This is a genomic window from Serratia sp. NPDC087055, from assembly GCF_044900985.1.
Taxonomy (GTDB): Bacteria; Pseudomonadota; Gammaproteobacteria; order Enterobacterales; family Enterobacteriaceae; genus Serratia.
Map to the genome: position 1 here is coordinate 40,116 of NZ_JBJDOG010000001.1, position 18,893 is coordinate 59,008.

16 protein-coding genes are annotated in these 18,893 nt (G+C 55.5%); 11 read left to right on the forward strand and 5 right to left on the reverse strand.

The annotated features are described in order from the left end of the window. The first annotated feature begins 175 nt into the window (after positions 1–175). The 3 genes from zipA (at position 176) to ACI2J2_RS00205 (ending at position 3,611) form a co-directional block, all read left to right on the forward strand. Complete coding sequence (zipA, locus tag ACI2J2_RS00195) at positions 176–1,174, forward strand: cell division protein ZipA (protein WP_209638671.1); 999 nt, start codon at positions 176–178, stop codon at positions 1,172–1,174. A gap of 200 nt (positions 1,175–1,374) precedes the next feature. Continuing rightward, positions 1,375–3,396: an NAD-dependent DNA ligase LigA gene (gene ligA, locus ACI2J2_RS00200; protein ID WP_404759174.1), complete on the forward strand. Its 2,022-nt coding sequence runs from the start codon at positions 1,375–1,377 to the stop codon at positions 3,394–3,396. Beyond that, the gene (locus ACI2J2_RS00205; protein ID WP_209638675.1) at positions 3,396–3,611 is read left to right on the forward strand and encodes a DUF3820 family protein; all 216 of its coding nucleotides are present in this window, start codon (positions 3,396–3,398) and stop codon (positions 3,609–3,611) included. Before ligA ends, ACI2J2_RS00205 begins: the two co-directional genes overlap by 1 nt. A gap of 35 nt (positions 3,612–3,646) precedes the next feature. Here ACI2J2_RS00205 and ACI2J2_RS00210 read toward each other — a convergent pair whose 3' ends face one another. Further along, a complete protein-coding gene (locus ACI2J2_RS00210) occupies positions 3,647–4,639 on the reverse strand; it encodes a bile acid:sodium symporter family protein (RefSeq protein ID WP_209638676.1) in 993 nt (330 codons plus the stop codon). 96 nt (positions 4,640–4,735) lie between these two features. Here ACI2J2_RS00210 and ACI2J2_RS00215 point away from each other — a divergent pair, with 96 nt between their 5' ends. Beyond that, positions 4,736–5,656, forward strand: coding sequence for a LysR family transcriptional regulator (locus tag ACI2J2_RS00215; protein ID WP_209638678.1), 921 nt, complete (start codon positions 4,736–4,738; stop codon positions 5,654–5,656). Position 5,657: 1 nt separating this feature from the next. Here ACI2J2_RS00215 and ACI2J2_RS00220 read toward each other — a convergent pair whose 3' ends face one another. Both ACI2J2_RS00220 and ACI2J2_RS00225 read right to left on the reverse strand, forming a co-directional pair. Next, positions 5,658–6,134: a FlxA-like family protein gene (locus ACI2J2_RS00220; protein WP_404759175.1), complete on the reverse strand. Its 477-nt coding sequence runs from the start codon at positions 6,132–6,134 to the stop codon at positions 5,658–5,660. A 59-nt stretch (positions 6,135–6,193) separates the two neighbouring features. Further along, positions 6,194–6,742, reverse strand: coding sequence for a nucleotidyltransferase family protein (locus tag ACI2J2_RS00225; RefSeq protein ID WP_209638682.1), 549 nt, complete (start codon positions 6,740–6,742; stop codon positions 6,194–6,196). A 211-nt stretch (positions 6,743–6,953) separates the two neighbouring features. Here ACI2J2_RS00225 and ACI2J2_RS00230 point away from each other — a divergent pair, with 211 nt between their 5' ends. Beyond that, the gene (locus ACI2J2_RS00230) at positions 6,954–8,339 is read left to right on the forward strand and encodes an ethanolamine ammonia-lyase subunit EutB (RefSeq protein WP_404759176.1); all 1,386 of its coding nucleotides are present in this window, start codon (positions 6,954–6,956) and stop codon (positions 8,337–8,339) included. Further along, complete coding sequence (gene eutC, locus ACI2J2_RS00235; RefSeq protein ID WP_265555502.1) at positions 8,336–9,127, forward strand: ethanolamine ammonia-lyase subunit EutC; 792 nt, start codon at positions 8,336–8,338, stop codon at positions 9,125–9,127. The genes ACI2J2_RS00230 and eutC overlap by 4 nt, the downstream gene beginning before the upstream one ends. Here eutC and ACI2J2_RS00240 read toward each other — a convergent pair. Next, positions 9,106–10,008 carry a LysR family transcriptional regulator gene (locus tag ACI2J2_RS00240; protein WP_404759177.1) on the reverse strand — a complete coding sequence of 301 codons (903 nt, stop codon included), beginning with the start codon at positions 10,006–10,008 and terminating at the stop codon, positions 9,106–9,108. The genes eutC and ACI2J2_RS00240 overlap by 22 nt on opposite strands. 437 nt (positions 10,009–10,445) lie before the next feature. Here ACI2J2_RS00240 and budA point away from each other — a divergent pair, with 437 nt between their 5' ends. From budA to ACI2J2_RS00255, 3 genes are all read left to right on the forward strand, one after another. Next, a complete protein-coding gene (budA, locus tag ACI2J2_RS00245) occupies positions 10,446–11,225 on the forward strand; it encodes an acetolactate decarboxylase (RefSeq protein WP_404759178.1) in 780 nt (259 codons plus the stop codon). A 39-nt stretch (positions 11,226–11,264) separates the two neighbouring features. Continuing rightward, a complete protein-coding gene (gene alsS, locus ACI2J2_RS00250) occupies positions 11,265–12,950 on the forward strand; it encodes an acetolactate synthase AlsS (RefSeq protein WP_265555507.1) in 1,686 nt (561 codons plus the stop codon). Positions 12,951–13,089: 139 nt separating this feature from the next. Then, positions 13,090–14,676 (forward strand): ABC transporter substrate-binding protein, encoded by a 1,587-nt coding sequence (locus tag ACI2J2_RS00255; RefSeq protein WP_209638695.1) that lies wholly within the window; start codon positions 13,090–13,092, stop codon positions 14,674–14,676. Between the two features lie 42 nt (positions 14,677–14,718). On the opposite strand, the gene ACI2J2_RS00260 is transcribed toward ACI2J2_RS00255, so the two are convergent. Next, complete coding sequence (locus tag ACI2J2_RS00260; RefSeq protein ID WP_404759179.1) at positions 14,719–16,998, reverse strand: TonB-dependent siderophore receptor; 2,280 nt, start codon at positions 16,996–16,998, stop codon at positions 14,719–14,721. Between the two features lie 321 nt (positions 16,999–17,319). Between ACI2J2_RS00260 and fes the strand changes: the two genes are divergently transcribed. Together fes and ACI2J2_RS00270 are read left to right on the forward strand one after the other, a co-directional pair. After that, complete coding sequence (gene fes, locus ACI2J2_RS00265) at positions 17,320–18,690, forward strand: enterochelin esterase (RefSeq protein ID WP_209638699.1); 1,371 nt, start codon at positions 17,320–17,322, stop codon at positions 18,688–18,690. Continuing rightward, entirely contained in the window at positions 18,665–18,871 is a 207-nt protein-coding gene (locus ACI2J2_RS00270; RefSeq protein WP_209638701.1) for an MbtH family protein, read from the forward strand. Before fes ends, ACI2J2_RS00270 begins: the two co-directional genes overlap by 26 nt. Positions 18,872–18,893: the final 22 nt, after the last annotated feature.

Genomic DNA, 18,893 nt, shown 5'->3' on the forward strand with positions numbered 1-18,893 from the left:
GATGATTTTCTACTGGCTAGGGTGACATTGGCTGAAAAAACAGCAAAAAAAGGCAGTGTAATCATCTTTATTGGCATAAAGTTCAGCACGGACTTGCACTTGTGTGCTCGGGCAAATAGAGTTAAAGAGTGAATGTTTGCCGCGGTGGCAATGTATTGGAACAACAGAGATAGCAATGATGCAGGATTTGCGTCTGATATTAATCGTTGTTGGCGCGATCGCCATAATAGCGTTGTTATTGCACGGTCTTTGGACCAGCCGTAAGGAACGCTCATCGCTTTTCCGCGATCGCCCAGCCAAACGTTCTAAAAAAGAACGTGAACAATCCCCGATCGACGATCTCGATGAAGGCGTGGGAGAGGTGCGTGTACGCTCCGCTCACCCGCAGGATGAGCCGTCCTTTGGTCATTTTGATGCCGCTCGCGAAGAACCCGTGGTTGCGCCCAAGCCTGCTCCAGCGGCTGAGCCAGCACCGCGTGCCGTTCAACCGGCTGCTCATCAGTCTCCGCCACCGCTGTCTCAGCGGCCGGATTATGATGACATCCTGTTGGACAACTACGCGCAGGACGAAGACGATGAGCCGCAGCAGCCTGCGACACGCCGTGAACCGCGCGTTGACGATCTGCCGCCAGTGGCGCATGCAGCAGAACCGGTGTTCCACACCGAGCCTGCTCAGCAGCCGCAGCCGGAAGAGAAGCCAGCGGTGGTGCACGAGCCTCAGCCTGCTCCTGCCGCCATCAAACCGGCAAAACTGAAAGAAACCGTACTGGTGTTGCACGTTACTGCACATCAGGGTGGCGTGATCGGCGGCGAAGTCTTGCTGCAGAGCGTGCTGCAAGCGGGCTTCCAGTTTGGCGAAATGGGCATTTTCCATCGCCATATCAGCCCTGCGGGCAGCGGCCCTGTGCTGTTCAGCCTGGCGAATATGGTTAAACCGGGGTCCTTTGATCCTGAGATGATGTCTGATTTCTCCACGCCAGGCGTGTCGATGTTCATGATGGTGCCGTCTTATGGCGACGCTAATCAGAACTTCAAGCTGATGCTGCAGTCGGCTCAGCGAATCGCCGACGATGTGGGTGGTGTGGTGCTGGACGATGAGCGCCGCATGATGACCCCGCAGAAGCTGGAAACCTACAAAGCGCGCATTCGTGAAGTGTTGGATAATACCGACTGATCGGCTGCTACGCGCACTCAATACCCGTAATCCTAAAGCCCCCGCTAGTCGGGGGTTTTGTTACCCTAAATACGTCGAACTGCATCAAAGCGGCAACGGAGCGAAGCCCAGGGAACTTAGCTAACTAAGTCACGGGTCAGTAAAGGCAGCCCACAAAGACGCAGCTTGAAATATGACGGGGATATCTTTGATGGTGAGCCATGGAATCGATAATCCAACAAATCAATCAACTACGAACCTCCCTGCGCCATCACGAATATCAATATCATGTGCTGGACGCGCCGGAAGTGCCGGATGCGGAATATGATCGCCTGATGCGCGAATTGCGTGAGCTGGAAAGCGCGCACCCGGAGTTGATCACCGCGGATTCGCCCACTCAGCGCGTGGGTGCAGCTCCGCTGGCGGCATTCGATCAGGTCCGTCACGAAGTGCCGATGCTGTCATTGGATAACGTCTTTGACGAAGAAAGCTTCCTGGCGTTCTACAAGCGAGTGCAAGATCGCCTGAAGAGCAGTGACCCACTGACCTTCTGCTGTGAGCTGAAACTGGATGGTCTGGCGGTCAGCTTGTTGTACGAAGAGGGGGAATTGGTTCGTGCGGCCACGCGCGGCGACGGCACCACCGGTGAAAACATTACCTCCAACGTGCGCACCATCCGCGCTATTCCGCTGCGGTTGACCGGCGAGAATATCCCGCGTCGGCTGGAAGTGCGTGGCGAAGTCTTTATGCCGCAAGCGGGTTTTGAGCAGATGAACGAAGAAGCGCGTCGTAAAGACGGCAAGATCTTCGCTAACCCGCGTAACGCAGCCGCCGGATCGATCCGTCAGCTTGATCCACGGATTACCGCCAAGCGCCCGCTGACCTTCTTTTGCTATGGTGTTGGCCTGTTGGAAGGGGGCGAGTTACCGCGTAGCCACTGGCAGCGCCTGATGCAGTTCAAAGACTGGGGTTTACCCGTCAGCGATCGCGCTCAACGTTGCACTGGCAGCGATGAGGTACTGGCGTTTTATCGCCAGGTGGAGCAAGACCGCACGCAACTCGGCTTTGATATCGACGGCGTGGTGGTGAAGATCGACGATATCGATCTGCAAGAAACGCTCGGCTTTGTGGCACGTGCGCCGCGCTGGGCGACGGCATTTAAATTCCCGGCGCAAGAGCAAATCACCGTGGTGCGTGAGGTGGAGTTCCAGGTGGGACGCACCGGGGCAATTACGCCGGTAGCGCGTCTGGAGCCGGTACTGGTTGCGGGCGTGATTGTCAGCAATGCCACCTTGCACAATGCTGATGAAATTGAACGGCTGGGCCTGCGTATCGGTGACACCGTGATTGTCCGTCGCGCGGGCGACGTGATCCCACAGGTGGTGGGGGTGATGGCCGATCGTCGCCCAGCGGACGCGCGTGAAATTTTGTTCCCTCAGCATTGTCCGGTCTGCGGTTCTGACGTCGAACGAGTGGAAGGCGAAGCGGTAGCGCGCTGCACCGGTGGGCTGATCTGCGCCGCACAGCGCAAAGAGTCGCTGAAGCATTTCGTCTCCCGTCGTGCGCTGGACGTCGAAGGCATGGGCGACAAAATCATCGAACAGCTGGTGGAAAAAGAGTACGTCAAGAACCCGGCCGATCTGTTCCGTCTGTCCGCAGGAATTCTGACCGGCCTGGATCGCATGGGGCCAAAGTCGGCGCAGAATCTGGTCAATGCGCTGGAGAAGTCCAAGCAGACTACCTTTGCTCGTTTCCTGTATGCGCTGGGTATTCGTGAAGTTGGCGAGGCGACGGCCGCGAATCTGGCTGCGTACTTCGGCACGCTTGAGAAGCTGTTTGCCGCCGATATTGAGGCGTTGAAAGAGGTGCCGGATGTCGGTGACGTGGTGGCGAAGCACACGCGCCATTTCCTTGACGAAGCGCTTAACCAGCAGGTGATCCAGGAACTGGTCAGCGACGAAATTGGCATTAACTGGCCAGCCCCGGTGGTGATCGTCGCTGAAGAGATCGACAGCCCATTTGCCGGTAAAACGGTGGTGCTTACCGGTTCGCTTAGCCAGCTTTCACGCGATGAAGCCAAAGATCGCCTGACGGCGCTGGGCGCGAAAGTCAGCGGCAGCGTATCGAAGAAAACCGATCTGGTGATTGCCGGTGAAGCCGCCGGTTCCAAACTGGTGAAGGCACAGGAACTGGGTATTGAGGTGATCGACGAAGCGGAAATGATCCGCCTGCTGGGTGCCTGATGGAAAAAGAGAACCTGATCGAAATTGCCAATACCGTGATGCCGTTCGGCAAGTATCAGGGAAGGGTGTTGATTGACTTGCCTGAAGAGTATCTGCTGTGGTTCGCCCGCAAAGGGGAGTTCCCCAACGGCAAACTGGGCATGCTGATGGAAATGACGTTGGCGATTAAAATCGAAGGGCTCGACAACCTGGTCAAGCCGCTGAAGAAAAGCTGAGTTGCCGGGCGCGGTGTCTTGCCGCGCCCATTTCATTATCCCCGTGCCGTTTCTGCGTTTGGCACCGCCTGTTTTTCCTGCTGTTTCTTCTGATAGCGCCGTGCCAGTACTGCGCAGGTCATCAACTGCACCTGATGGAACACCATCAGCGGTAGCACCATAATCCCAACGGTCGCGGCCGGGAACAGGATATTGGCCATCGGGATGCCGTTTGCCAGGCTTTTCTTCGAACCGCAAAACACAATGGTGATCTCATCGGCTTTGCTAAAGCCCAGCCAGCGCGCCATGTAGGTGTTGACCACTAACACAATCGTCAACAATACCAGACTGCCCACCACAATAAACACCAGCGACCCAATGCCGACCTGATGCCAGATACCGTGTGTAACTGCCTCGCTAAAAGCGGCATAGACGACCAGCAGAATCGACGTCTGGTCGGTTTTGCCGATCAACTTGCGGTTACGTTCAATCCATTTGCCAATGAGTGGCCGTGACAGGTGGCCAGCGACAAAGGGCACCAGCAGTTGCAGCACAATGGAGCCGACCTGTTGAAGGCTGCCGGTTTCACCGTGGACATTCATCAATAGCCCGACCAGCAGGGGAGAAACGAATATTCCCAGCAGGCTCGAAGCTGAAGCGCTGCACACCGCAGCAGCAACGTTGCCACCTGCCAGCGACGTAAATGCAATGGCCGATTGCACGGTGGCAGGCAGGATGCACAGGTAAATAAAACCGGAATACAATTCAGGGCTGACGTTGACCGGTGACCACCATTTGAACAGCACACCGAGCACCGGGAAAATAATAAAGGTGCTGAACATCACCCACAGATGCAGCCGCCAGTTATTGCTACCGGCCAAAATAGCTTCGCGCGACAGTTTGGCACCGTGCATAAAGAACAGCAGAGCGATGGCGGCGATGGTCAGGGCGTTCAGCCAACCGACAAACTCGCCGCGTGCCGGCAGAAATGAAGCCAACAGCACGGTGGCGATCAGCGTCAGAGTAAAGCGATCGGGCAGAAATCTCATGGTGGCGCACTCGGGAAAGAAATCAATGCACGCATTGTCGCGCGGCGAGATATAATAATTAAATTGATTTATTTAATTCATTTATGAATAAAAAACATGAATTACTCGATTAAGCAGCTCAAAGTGTTTGTGGCCATTGCGCGGCATCGCAGTTTCAGCCGGGCGGGTGAGGCGATTGGCTTGACGCAGTCGGCGGTCAGCCATAGCGTGAAAGAGTTAGAGGCGGAGATAGGTGTGCGCTTGCTCGATCGCACGACGCGTGAAGTGCTGCTGACCGATGCCGGACAGCGTCTGGCAAACCGCGTAGAGCGCTTACTCGATGAGTTACAATCGTCATTGCTTGATGCACGCAGCTTTGGTGTGCAGCGCAGCGGTACGGTACGCGTCGCATCGAGCCAGACTATTTCCGCACATCTGATGCCGCAATGTATCGCTGCGGGTGAAAAGAAATACCCGGATATTCGCATTATGCTGCGTGACCAGGCACAACAGCAGGTGCTTCACAGCATTCGAAACGCTGAAGTGGATTTCGGTATTGTGGTTGATCCGGTGCAGGCGATGGACCTTGATTGCGAGCCGATTCTGTACGAACCCTTTCTGTTACTGTGCCGTAATGATCACCCGTTTGCCAGCCAACCTGAAGTCCATTGGTCGGCGCTGACCGGTAGCCGCCTGGTATTGCAGGATTATGCTTCCGGTAGCCGGCCACTGATTGACAGCGCACTGCGCCAGCAAGGGGTGGACGCCACGGTGGTGCAAGAGATTGGCCACCCAGCGACGCTGTTCCCGATGGTGGCGGCGGGCATAGGTATCAGCATTTTCCCGGCGCTGGCGTTACCGTTGCCGGAAGGCGGCCAGCTAAAAGTGCGTCGATTGGTGCCGGAAATCAACCGCGCATTGATGTTGGTGCGGCGCAAAAACCGCTCGCTGACACCCGCCGCGGAAGTCATCTGGCAGGTGGTCGGGCAGCAGGCGGCGTTATTGCAACAGCAGCGCGGCCAACAGGCAGATTACTGAGTCAGATATACACGTCCACCGCGTTGTGCGCGGTTGGGCGGTTAATACCATCGCCTTTAGCGGGGGAAACACCGCCAGCAGCCTTGGCCATTTGCGCAGCTTGCTGCTTTTCCATCTCTTCTCTTTGAATTCGTGCGATCTCGGCTTGCAGAATTTTAATCAACGCCTGGATCTGCTGTTTTTGTTTTTCGATCTCTTTGGGATCGGCGTCTGAGTCTTTCAGATCCACCAGCTTCTGTTGCAGATCCTGAATCTGTTTATTCAACACCTTGATGCGTGCCGAGGCGTTGCTGTCGGTGATTTTTACCCGGTCGTTAAGCCCACCTTCCTTGGCTTCCTTCATTTTGCCGCCTTCCGGTTGCTGGTTGACCGGTTTGGCCATCAGCAACTGGCCTTCGTTACCCGGGGCGCTAAAAACCTTGCTGACACCGGGTATGGTGTTTTTCACTGGGACAATCATGGTGATATTGGTCGACATATTGCTCTCCCTGCGTCTTGATGTGGCTGTTCAGGGTATCGGCCGTGCGGGGTAAAACTTTACCCACGAATTTGTCGCAGACGCGGCCAGTGTTGCAACCAGCCCTTGCTTGCCACACGCTGTTCATAGGTGTCGAGGTTGCCGTTTTTGGTATTGAAGGTGATGGTGTCATCAAACAACCCATCGAGGCCGAATGGCGCGACCAATGTAATGCTGTCGTCGGCATTCAGGCGTGCGCCAACCGCCGTTTCTCTCTCGGTCCAAAAGCTGATGGCCTCTTCGCTGTTGAGATAGGGTGCTCGGCCGCTGCGTAAGTGCATACGCGCCTGGTTCTTGACCGACCACGGCTGTGGCATCCACTCCTGCAGCCGTAGTTCCAGCATTTGATCACGCTCTGCCTCTGGCCGCTGCGGATCAAAATGTATCACGTCGATGTCGTTGAGCGGTGTCGGTGTGGCGTACCCATGCAACTGGTCCCACACCAGATTACGCACAAAGCCAGCGCCCAGGCACCAGTCATTCAGACCGAGTCGCCGCGCGGTACGCAATGCGGCCATTCTTCCACTATCTTGCTGTAACCACTGGATAATTTGCTGTTGCCGGTTCATTACCTCTCCTTTGTTGCGGCTACTTTAACCCGAAGCGCCTGCGGGCGGAATGCCGTGCATGATTTTAGTGCATCGGTTCTGGGGGAGGACTGGTATCGAGAGAGGCTAATCGGATGATTTCCGGTACAAAATAATTTCGACTGTGGACTGACTACACTTGGTACAGGGTTTGCAACTTTAGCTGTGTCATCAGGGCAGAACAGGGGGTGCAATGTATCAGACAACGCTTAGCCGGCGCAGCTACCGCTTTAGTGATTTACGTCAGTTGATGGCCAAGGCATCGCCGGCTCGTTCCGGCGACTGTTTGGCGGAGGTGGCGGCGGACAGCGCAGAGGAGCGTATGGCGGCGCGCATAGCCTTGGCGGATGTGCCGCTGAAGGCTTTTCTCCAGCAGGTGCTGGTGCCGTATGAGCACGATGAGGTCACGCGGCTGATCATCGACAGCCACGATGCCCAGGCCTTTACATCAATTTCTCATCTGACCGTGGGGGATTTCCGTGACTGGCTGCTGAGTGAACAGGCAGATAGCGCGATGTTGGCGCGGGTGGCTCCAGGCATCACGCCGGAAATGGCGGCAGCAGTGAGCAAACTGATGCGCAATCAGGATCTGATTTTGGTGGCGAAGAAGTGCCGGGTCGTCACGCGCTTCCGCAACACCATCGGTCTTCCTGGCCACCTCAGCGTGCGGTTACAGCCGAATCACCCAACCGACAGTTTGCAGGGTATTGCAGCCAGTATGCTTGATGGCCTGCTGTATGGCAGTGGTGATGCGGTGGTCGGTATTAACCCCGCCAGCGACAGCTTGCCGTTATTGGAAAAGTTGAACTACATGTTGGACGACGTCATTCAACGTTTCACTATTCCTACCCAATCTTGCGTGCTGACGCATGTAACCAATACGCTACGTTTGATGGAGCGCGGTGCTCCGGTGGATTTGGTGTTCCAGTCTATCGCCGGCACTGAAGCGGCCAATAGCGGCTTTGGCATTAATCTGGCGTTGCTGGCGGAGGCTCAGCAGGCAGCACTGAGCCTCAATCGCGGTACCCTAGGCAATAACGTCATGTACTTCGAAACCGGACAAGGCAGCTGTTTATCCTCCAATGCCCACCATGGCGTCGATCAGCAAACCTGCGAGGCGCGCGCCTACGCGGTAGCACGGCATTTCTCCCCGTTGTTGATCAATACCGTGGTGGGTTTTATCGGCCCGGAGTATTTGTTTGACGGTAAACAGATTATCCGCGCCGGGCTGGAAGATCACTTTTGTGGCAAGTTGCTTGGCCTGCCGCTGGGTTGTGATGTGTGTTACACCAATCACGCCGAGGCGGATCAGGACGACATGGACACGTTGCTGACGCTGTTGGCTACGGCCGGGTTGACCTTCTTGATAGGCGTACCGGGCGCGGATGACATTATGCTCAATTATCAAAGCACCTCATTCCACGACGCGTTGTACATCCGTGAACTGCTGGGGTTGAAGCACGCGCCGGAATTCGCCGACTGGCTAACGAAAATGCATATCACCGACGAACAGGGACGATTGCGCGACACCGCCGCCAATCACCCGCTGTTGCTGGGGTTACAAGGAGAACGGGGATGAGCAAACCTGTCCACGTCAACAGTTGGGACGCGCTGCGCGCCTTTACCGATGCACGTATTGCACTGGGGCGCACGGGGTCCAGTTTACCGACCCAGGAGTTACTTAAATTTGGCTTGGCGCATGCGCAGGCGCGCGATGCGGTACATCAACCCTTCGACAGCGATACGCTGGCGGAGGCGATACAACAACAAGGCTGGCAAACGTTGACGGTGCACAGCCAGGCCGCCGATCGCACCGCGTATCTCAGCCGGCCAGATTTGGGGCGCAGGTTGGCGTCGGACAGCCGCAATCTGTTGCTGGGCTTAATGGACAAGGCTGCGGATGTCTTGCTGGTGGTTGCCGACGGTTTGTCCTCCAAAGCGGTACATCGTCAGGCGCTACCCGTGTTACAGGCATTGCGGCCTTATCTCGAACAGTTATCACTTTCGGTGGCACCCGTGGTTTTGGCGCACCAGTCCCGGGTCGCGCTTGGGGATGATATTGGTGAGTGTTTACGGGCCAAAGCGGTCGTGATGTTGATCGGCGAACGACCGGGGTTATCATCACCGGACAGTCTGGGGATCTACCTCACCTGGGGACCGAACACCCAGCGGCGTGAATCGGAGCGTAATTGCATTTCCAACGTACGCCCTGAGGGGCTGGATTACCCGCAGGCGGCGTTCAAACTGGCATGGCTGCTGGAACAGGCTTTTCAGCGCCGATTGACCGGAATAGAACTGAAAGACGAAAGCGATAACCCGGCGCTGTATGGCCGAATATCACCACTTCATTCCCAGCTGGGTGGCTGACCGATGCTTTGCTTCAGTAAGGTAATGAACAGGTTCAATCGGACTGACATTTTTGCTACGGGCCGCAGCAGGTAAATCCCTTGCTGCTCCTGACGCGGATCTTCCAGTACCTGCACCAATCGACCGTCCTGAATATCCGGTCCGACGACCCAATTGGGTAAGAAAGCGATCCCCATGCCCATCAGCGCCGCCTGATGTTGAGCGGTGAAGTCGTCGCAACGCAGTACCATACTGCATCGGCTCATGAGCGGAACACTGAGAATTTGTGCCCAGCAGGCGGGCTGCTGTTTGTGGTAGCGGGCAATCAGCCGATGCTCAGGTAACGCGTTAAGGTCGGCCGGTTGGCCGTAGCGAACGAGGTAGTCGGGACTGGCGCACATCACCCAGCGTTGGGTCGCTATCCGGCTGGCGTACAACCCACTGTCTTTTTGTTCGCCGATGCGAATGGCGGCATCCAAAAGCTCTTGTGTCGGGTCGGTTTGACGCTCGGTTAAATTCAGATCAACAAATAACTGCGGATAGCGTTCAGCCAGCGTCGGTAACAGCGGCAAAATGTATGTCTTTCCAAAGGTTGGCAAGCAACTGATACGTAAGGTGCCCTGCGGCATATCACTTAACGATGCCAGTTCGGCACGAATATCGGTGATATCTGCCAGCAGCGTGGCCGCTCTGGCCTGGAGCATTTCCCCGGCGTCCGTCAGCATCAGACCGCGTGTTGAACGGATAAACACCGTGGCGCCTAGCGCGCTTTCCAGCGCATCAACATGGCGAACCAGTGAAGAGGGCACCATTCCCAACTTACGGGCAGCGGCGGAGAAGCTGCCTTGCAGGGCGACCTCAAGAAAGATGGGGAGATGTTCGACATACCGTGCGTCATTCATCTTTGCATTATATGCAAAAGCGTTTCTTATGAATACCAGGTTCTCCGTTTACCCTATTGCAGCTACTCTTTTTGAGGGCTTACGGCAGGCCAGAATTGGCTGTGATCCCACCGCTCAGAGAGAAAATGCATAAAACGTGCGGTTCTAAGAACGTTAGATAACAGAGTTTTCTCAGGCTCCAGCGTGTGCCTGTGACATTGATGACTGCTTCAACACCAGATAAACCGTTCAATTTGACACTCTATTTACCAACAATGATTAGTGAATCTAAACCGTTGTTGATGTTGAGTGTCGCCGGCCAGCCGTGCCGGTTTTTTTGTCGCCATGAGCTGAATCGTTCCAACCGAGCGGGCTACAGGCGACATCTTTGCTCACCCTCATGTGAGCATTTTTGAACGCGCGGGGTATTTCACCCCGTGCTGGTGGAGGAGTAGGTTATGAACGAAAACCACGGCTGTTCCTGTGTGCAGCATTTGGCGCAGGGGTTTGCCAGGCAGTCGCTGAGCGTTGGGGAGGGCGAGATTTATCAAATCTCGCTGATGAGCGCGTTAATCAGCGGCGTTTACGAAGGGGAGACCACCATTGCCGAATTGCTCAGGCACGGTAACTTCGGCCTGGGGACTTTCAATCACCTTGACGGTGAGCTGATCGCCTTCGACAAGGAAATTCACCAGCTACGCGCCGACGGTAGCGCGCGGCCGGCCAGCTTGCAGCAGAAAACCCCGTTTGCCGTTGTCACCTTTTTCCAACCGAGCGTCACCCAACATTTTGACAGTCCGATCACCAAGGCACAGCTGCACCAGTGTATTGACGAGCAAGTTGCGTCACCAAACCTGTTCTGTGCAGTGCGTGTTGACGGTGAGTTCAGCCATGTGGAAACCCGCACGGTGCCTCGTCAGGAACGCCCCTATCGCCCAATGTTAGAAGCGATCGAGGAGCAGCCTACATTTGCCTTCCATCAGCGGCAGGGCACGTTAGTTGGCTTCCGTTCGCCTGATTATATGCAGGGCGTTGGGGTTGCTGGCTATCACGAACATTTTATCACCGACGATCGTAACGGCGGTGGTCACGTACTGGATTACCAGCTTGACCACGGCCGGCTGCAATTTGGCGTGATCACCCGTCTCAATCTTCAGTTGCCGCATGATGCGGATTTTCTGCGTGCCGACCTCTGTCCAGAGGATTTGGATCGCGCGATTCGTTCTGCCGAGGGTTAATTCCGCGACAGTCTTGGGTTTATTTTCAGGAGGTATTCCATGAGCAAGGCAAATACAGACCATAACTGGTCATGCGGCGCAGATTTAGTGGTGAAAAATTTGGAGGCGCAGGGCGTCAAACACGTATTCGGTATCCCAGGGGCCAAGATCGACCGCGTATTCGATTCGCTGGAAGACGCGCCATCGATAGAAACCGTCGTCGTGCGTCATGAAGCCAATGCGGCATTTATGGCGGCGGCGGTCGGGCGCCTAACCGGCAAGGCCGGTGTCGCGCTGGTGACCTCAGGGCCGGGCAGTTCCAACCTGATTACCGGGCTGGCAACCGCGACCTCGGAAGGGGATGCGGTGGTGGCGTTCGGTGGCGCGGTGAAACGTGCTGATAACCTGAAACAGACTCACCAGAGTATGGACACTGTCAGCATGTTCCGGCCGGTGACCAAGTATTGCGCCGAAGTCCACGCCGGTTCGGCAATTTCTGAAGTGATCGCCAATGCGTTTCGTCACGCCGAATTTGGTCGCCCGGGGGCTTCGTTCGTCAGCCTGCCAATGGACATCGTCAATGAACCTGTCAGTGCGCCTGTGCTGGCAGGGTGCCGATTGCCGCGCATGGGCGCTGCGGCTACCGAGGATATCCACGCCGCAGTAAAACTGATCCAGCAAGCGAAATGCCCGGTGCTATTGTTGGGGCTACAGGCCAGCCGCCCGGAAAATAGCGAGGCGGTGCGCCATTTGTTGCACCGGACTCATATGCCGGTCGTGGGGACTTATCAGGCGGCGGGGGTGATCGACGTTAACCACTTTGCGCGTTTTGCCGGCCGCGTCGGGTTATTCAACAACCAACCTGCCGATCAGCTATTGCAGAAGGCAGATTTGGTGGTCAGCGTCGGTTATGGCCCGATCGAATACGATCCCTGCATGTGGAACAGCCAGGGCAGATTAAAACTGGTGCATATTGACGTGTTACCGGCAGACATTGATACCTGTTACCGCCCGGACGTTGAGCTGGTGGGCAATATCAGTGCCACCCTCAACACGATGACTGAAGCCTTTAATACGGTCGTGAGTGTGCCTGCGGAGGTGGAGTTGATCCTCAGTGATCTTGGCCGCCAGCGCACCGAATTGGCGGAACGCGCCGCGCGCCGCGGTGGCATGCCGATCCACCCACTGCGTATTGTGAAAGAGCTGCAGGACATTGTCAGTGACGACGTGACGCTGTGCGTCGACATGGGCAGTTTCCATATTTGGATTGCGCGCTATCTATACAGCTTCCGTGCACGTCAGCTGTTGATTTCTAACGGCCAGCAGACCATGGGGGTGGCGTTGCCGTGGGCGATCGGTGCGGCGTTGGTACGCCCGGGAGACAAAGTGGTGTCGATTTCCGGTGACGGTGGCTTTATGCAATCGAGCATGGAACTGGAAACGGCCGTACGGCTGAAAAGTAATATCGTGCACGTGATATGGGTCGATAACGCCTACAACATGGTGGAAATGCAGGAGGTAAATAAATACCAGCGTAAATCCGGCGTGGAATTTGGCCCAATCGATTTTAAAGCCTATGCGGAAGCCTGTGGTGCGGTCGGTTTTGCCGTGCAATCGGTGGAGGATTTACGCCCGATGCTGCGTAAAGCAATGGACATTCAGGGGCCCGTCGTTGTGGCCATTCCGGTCGATTACGCTGACAACTATAAACTGATGGCGCAGATGAACTTTGACCAGATGATTTAATTTCAGCAGGCGTGTTAACCACGGGGGGCGCAGCATCCAGCACTCCCCGTTTTTTGTGTTCATAATTTGTCCTTTACATCCCTAACTGCATGATTTATTGGTATCCATCGAGTCTATTTTCTATACCGGGGATGGCAGGATGAAAACAAAAGCAATGCTGGGATTGTTAGCGATGGCAGTGATGAGCGGTGCGCACGCCAATACGCTGGTTTATTGTTCCGAAAGCTCGCCGGAAGGGTTTAACCCGCAGCTCTTTACCTCTGGCCCAACGGTAGACGCCAGTTCGGCAACGATTTACAACCGGCTGGTGGACTTCAAAACGGGCACCGTTGAGCTACAGCCCAGCCTGGCGGAAAGCTGGCAGGTGAGTGAAGACGGCAAAAATTACACTTTTCATCTGCGAAAAGGGGTGAAATTCCAGAGCAATAAATATTTTACCCCCACCCGTGATTTCAACGCCGATGACGTTATCTTCTCTTTCATGCGGCAAAAAGACGCCAATAATCCGTATCACAAGGTCTCTAACGGCGCTTACACCAACTTTGAGTCAATGGAGTTTGGCACGCTGATCAACCAGATTGTCAAAGTGGATGACAACACCGTGCGCTTTGAGCTTTCGCGCGCCGAAGCGCCATTCGTGGCCGATCTCGGCATGTACTTCGCCACCATCCTTTCCGCCGAATATGCTGATGCCATGTTGAAAGCCGGTACCCCGCAGCGGGTGGACAACGACCCGATCGGCACCGGTCCTTTCCAGTTGGTGCAGTACCAGAAGGATGCGAAAATCCTCTACAAGGCGTTTGATCACTATTGGGAGGGCAAACCGAAGATCGACCGGTTGGTGTTCTCTATCACCCCAGACGCGGCAGTGCGCTATGCCAAGCTGCAAAAGAATGAGTGCCAGGTGATGCCGTTCCCTAACCCGGCGGATCTGGCGCGCATGCGTCAGGATCCCAATATCCAGCTCATGGAAAAATCCGGTCTGAATATCGGTTTTCTGGCGTTCAATACCCAAAAAAAACCGTTGGATAACGTCAAGGTGCGGCAGGCGCTGGCGCTGGCAGTGAACAAACCGGCGATCCTGGAAGCCGTGTTCCACGGTGCCGGTCAGCCGGCGAAGAACCTGCTGCCGCCAACCCAATGGGGCAGCAACGATAACATTGAGGATTACCCGTATTCGCCGGAGAAAGCCAAACAGTTACTGCAGGAGGCGGGGTTAGGGCAGGGTTTCGCTATCGATCTGTGGGCGATGCCGGTGCAGCGCCCGTATAACCCGAATGCCAAACGCATGGCGGAGATGATCCAGTCCGACTGGGCGAAGATCGGCGTGAAGGCAAAGATTGTCACCTTTGAGTGGGGGGAATATCTGCAACGGATAAAAAATGGTGAGCATCAGACGGCGCTAATGGGGTGGACCACCGCCAACGGCGATCCGGATAACTTCTTCGGGCCGCTGTTTACCTGCGTTTCGGCCAACGGCGGGTCAAACTCGGCCAAGTGGTGCTATCCGCCGTTTGATAAACTGATTCTGCAGGCGCGTGAGGAGAACGACCATACCAAACGGGTGGCGATGTACGAGCAGGCACAGGTGATGATGCATGAACAAATGCCGGCAATGATGATTGCCCATTCGACCATTTTTGAACCGGTACGCAAAGAAGTGAAAGGCTACGAGATCGACCCGTTTGGTAAGCACATCTTCAAACAGGTCTCACTGGAGAAATAATAAAACAGGGGCTGCATTGGCAGCCCCTGTTTACTGTAGCGATTAGAAGTGGGTGTTTACGCTCATATAGTAAGTGCGGCCAGGTTCGTTGTAGGTTGCAGCCCCTGCACCGGCAATGTTAATGGTGCCGGTTATTGGGTCGCCGACGTTCTGCGAGTTACCTTCACGGAATTGGCGTTTATCGAACAGGTTGTCGATACCGGCAGTCAGGCTGACGTTTTTGGTCACATCATAAGTTGCACTGGCGCCAACCACAGCGTATGGGCTGACTTCTTTGGTTTCGGTACCGCTAACCGGTTTACCCTGGTAGTTGTATTTCTTCGGCTTCTGACGGCCGTACCAGGTCAGGGTCGATTGCATCGACAGTTCCTGGGTTGCCTGCCAGCTCAGCGTCGAGTTGATGGTGAACTTAGGAATAATCGACAGGTAATCACCGGTGCTCTTATTCTTGTTTTCAATCATATAGGTGGCGTTGTTGGTCCAGGATACGGTCTCGCTGACCGGGACGTTCAACGTACCTTCCAACCCTTGCACAACCGCTTTTGGTACGTTTTCCCATTGGTAAATGGCGGTACCGGTGCTGCTGGTGCCGATTCGGCTATTACCCGCTTCGATTTTGTTGTGGTAATCGTTACGGAAGTAAGTCACACCGGCCAGCCAGCCGTCATTATGGAACTCCAGGCCAATCTCTTTGTTGACGCTGGTTTCCGCCTTCAGATCGTCGTTACCGAGCAGGTAACAGCCATTTTTGACATCGCTGGAGGAACAACCTTGGCCTTTGCTGTAAAGCAAATAGTTTTGGTTGGTCTGGTACAGGTTAGGCGCTTTATAGGCGCGGGCGATGCCCATTTTCAGCGTGAAGAAGTCGCCCAGTTCCTGTGACAGATTCAGGGACGGGCTCCAGTTGTTGCCGGACTCAGAGTGCAGATCGTAACGCAGGCCCGGTGTCAGCATGGTGGTATCCGTCAGCTCCATGTTGTCTTCGGCAAACAGCGAGAAGATATGCGCGGAGGCGTAAGGGCTGCGGGTTCCTGTTTCTTGACCAGGAATGGTTCCGCCCATCAGCGTTTGGCTGGTGGAAGATCCATCCTTCATTCTCTGTTGGTTCCACTCGGTTCCCACCGTGGCGGTTTGCGTCACGCCCAGTTCAAATGGCACGCTGACTTCGCTGTGCGCCAGGAAGTCGTCCAGTTTGGTCGTACCGAAACCGTTATTTTTAGTATCGAAGATGCCTTCGGTACCGCCAGCCAGACCTTCGTTCAGACGCGTATTACGCGTCCGTTCGAACTGAATATAGTTGTTGGTGCTGACACCGTTATCCCAGGCACCGCGGTGGTTGAGGCCGAAGGTTTCGCGGTAAATGCGGTTGGTCTCTTTACCGTAGTTACTTTGTACCAACGCATTGGAGTTGGTGTTTTGAGTATCACCGGCATACAGGTTGCCCTGACGGCCGTAGGCATACTCAAACTCCAGTGACTGCAAGTGCGCAAAGTCCCAATGCAACATGGCATCGATATTTTTGTCTTCTACGCCTTCGCGTCCGGCGGGGGTGCTGTTGGCGTAGGCCGGCGCACGGTAAGATTTATGCGATTCGTTAATATCCCACGCATCGGCCTGAGTTTTGCTGTAACCACCGAACAAGCGGAAGCTGAGTTCATCGGTCAGCGGGCCGGAGAGGCTGAAGTCGGTACGCTTGGTAGAACCTTCTTGCTTATGCTGCGGTACGTTGAAGAACGCATTCAGAGAGCCGTGCAGCTCTTTGGCGTCCTTCTTGGTGATGATGTTAACCACGCCACCGGCAGCGCCGTTGCCGTAGCGTGCCGCAGCCGGGCCGCGCAACACTTCGATGCGTTCAATCATCTCTGGAGGTACCCAACCGGTGTCGCCGCGGGTATCACGTTCGCCACGCCAGCCCTGGCGCACGGAGTTGCGGCTGGTTGCCGGTTTGCCGTCGATTAGGATCAGGGTGTTTTCCGGACCCATACCACGGATATCAAGCTGGCGGTTGTTGCCGCGCTGACCGCTGGTAGAGTTACCGGTCAGGTTAACGCCAGGCATGGTACGGATCAGTTCGCTGATATCGCGTGCGGGTGGGCGTTTCTTAATTTCTTCGGCCGTGATGGTGGATACCCCCGGCGCCTGCAAATTCTGCTTGGCTGCGGTGACGACGATGGTGTCCTCGTGGGTTTCTTTTTTGTTTTTGGCGACGTTGTCGGTTTCGGCGGTGGTATCAGTTTGCTGTGCGGCGTGCGCAAAGGCGGACGCGCCTAACCCTAACCCGATGAGTGTGGCTAAGGAGTAACGAGATAATTTGCGGTTCATGTGAGAGTTCCTACCTTGCTGCCTTTCCCGGGGCACCGACGCAGTAGGCCACCGGCTGAGAGAAGGGCGGTTGTAGTTTTTGTGTTTTCGAAAATAAAAATCCAACTGGCCGAGACGCAACGGCAACAGCATCGGATTCAGCGCTAAAATCCGGTATCCATCCCTGTTGAAGAATACCTGCCCTGTTTGCGAGCCTACACACACTATTGCAAACGCAAATAATTATCAATAGTATTCGGTTTACCGTTTTCTTGGGCAGCGCCTCGCGCCGCGAATTTACCGGCTTTCCTGAAGCTGCCAGCTAAATAGTGAATAGGCGTTTTGAAAACAAAATCCGAGTCAGAAAGCAGCAGATTATTATCGAGCAAGCACGCCGGGCGCCATGGATGGTGGCTGAATATCGCCAAACGCGGCACGCCGCTGGTGGAGCTGCAAGGGGATGGGCGAGGGAAGGTCACATTTTTATGGCGTGATCCTCAGGGATGTGAGCTCACTTCAGCCTATCAACGCGTCTGGATCCACATCAATTGCCTGACCGACCACCATCAATCATCGCCGCCGCAGAGCCTGCAACGATTAGAAGGCACCGACGTCTGGTACTGGCAAACGGAACTTAGCGCCGACTGGCGTGGCAGCTACTGTTTTATCCCCTGTATGGACGACCGCCCTTTGGAACACAGTGATGACGATGCGCATGCAAATATGCATTCGATTCGTCACTGGTGGCATCAGGTGTTTGCCGGCGCGACGCAAGACCTGCTTAATCCTCACCGTTCTTGGGCCGGTGTCAGCGGCAATGTACTGTCGGGTTTGCATATGCCGGAAGCGCCGCCGCAACCCGCCTGGCAGGATTTTGATCGCTACGCGGTCGCCAGCGGGCGTTGTACGCCAGCACCGCCGGCGAGATTGCAGCGCCACCCTTGGCACAGCAAGCGGTTGGGCAACACCCGTAATGTCTGGGTGTATACCACTGGCGACAGCAATCCGGGGCAGCGCCCGTTGGCGGTGTTATTGGATGGCCAGTTTTGGTCGAGCAATATGCCCGTCTGGGATCCGCTGATGCAGTTAACCCGAGAAGGCACACTGCCGGAAGCGGTTTATTTACTGATCGACATTATCGATCTCAAGCACCGTACTCAGGAGCTGGCCTGCAATGAAGATTTCTGGCTGGCGGTGCAAGAGGAACTGTTGCCGCAGGTTGCCGAATGGGCACCGCACAGCCGCGATCCGGCCCGCACCCTGGTGTGTGGCCAAAGTTTCGGTGGTTTATCTTCACTGTACGCCGGGTTGCACTGGCCACAGTGCTTCGGCGGGGTGATCAGCCAGTCAGGCTCTTTCTGGTGGCCACGACGTGATATGTACCAGCGCGAAGCGATACCGGCCGATGCGGGTTGGTTGCTGCGTCAAGTCGAGCAGGGCGTTGGTAAAGGTAAATTGAACGTGTTTATGGAAGCCGGCGTGCACGAAAAAGTCGCGCACCGGGTAAATGACCGAATGGCAGATTTGTTACGTGATGCCGGTCACCGGGTGCAATACCGGACGGTGGCGGGTGGGCATGACTACCTCTGTTGGCGTGGCGGTTTGATCGATGGACTACAGGCGTTGTGGGCAGATCAGTACCCTGCGTCTGCGGCCAAGCTAACTTTTTCTGCCCAAGGAGTCCGCGATGGAAACTCTGAACCCGTTCGATGACGAACAACAAATCTGCCTGATTGTGCGCAATGACGAGCAGCAATGCAGCCTGTGGCCTGATTTTAGCGCAGTACCGGCGGGGTGGACGCCGGTATTCGGCCCTGCAGCACGGTCACAATGCGTGAACTGGCTGGAACAGCATTGGCAGGATATACGGCCCGCATCACTGCGTAAGGCGTGATGGCGTCAATACTGAAAACAGG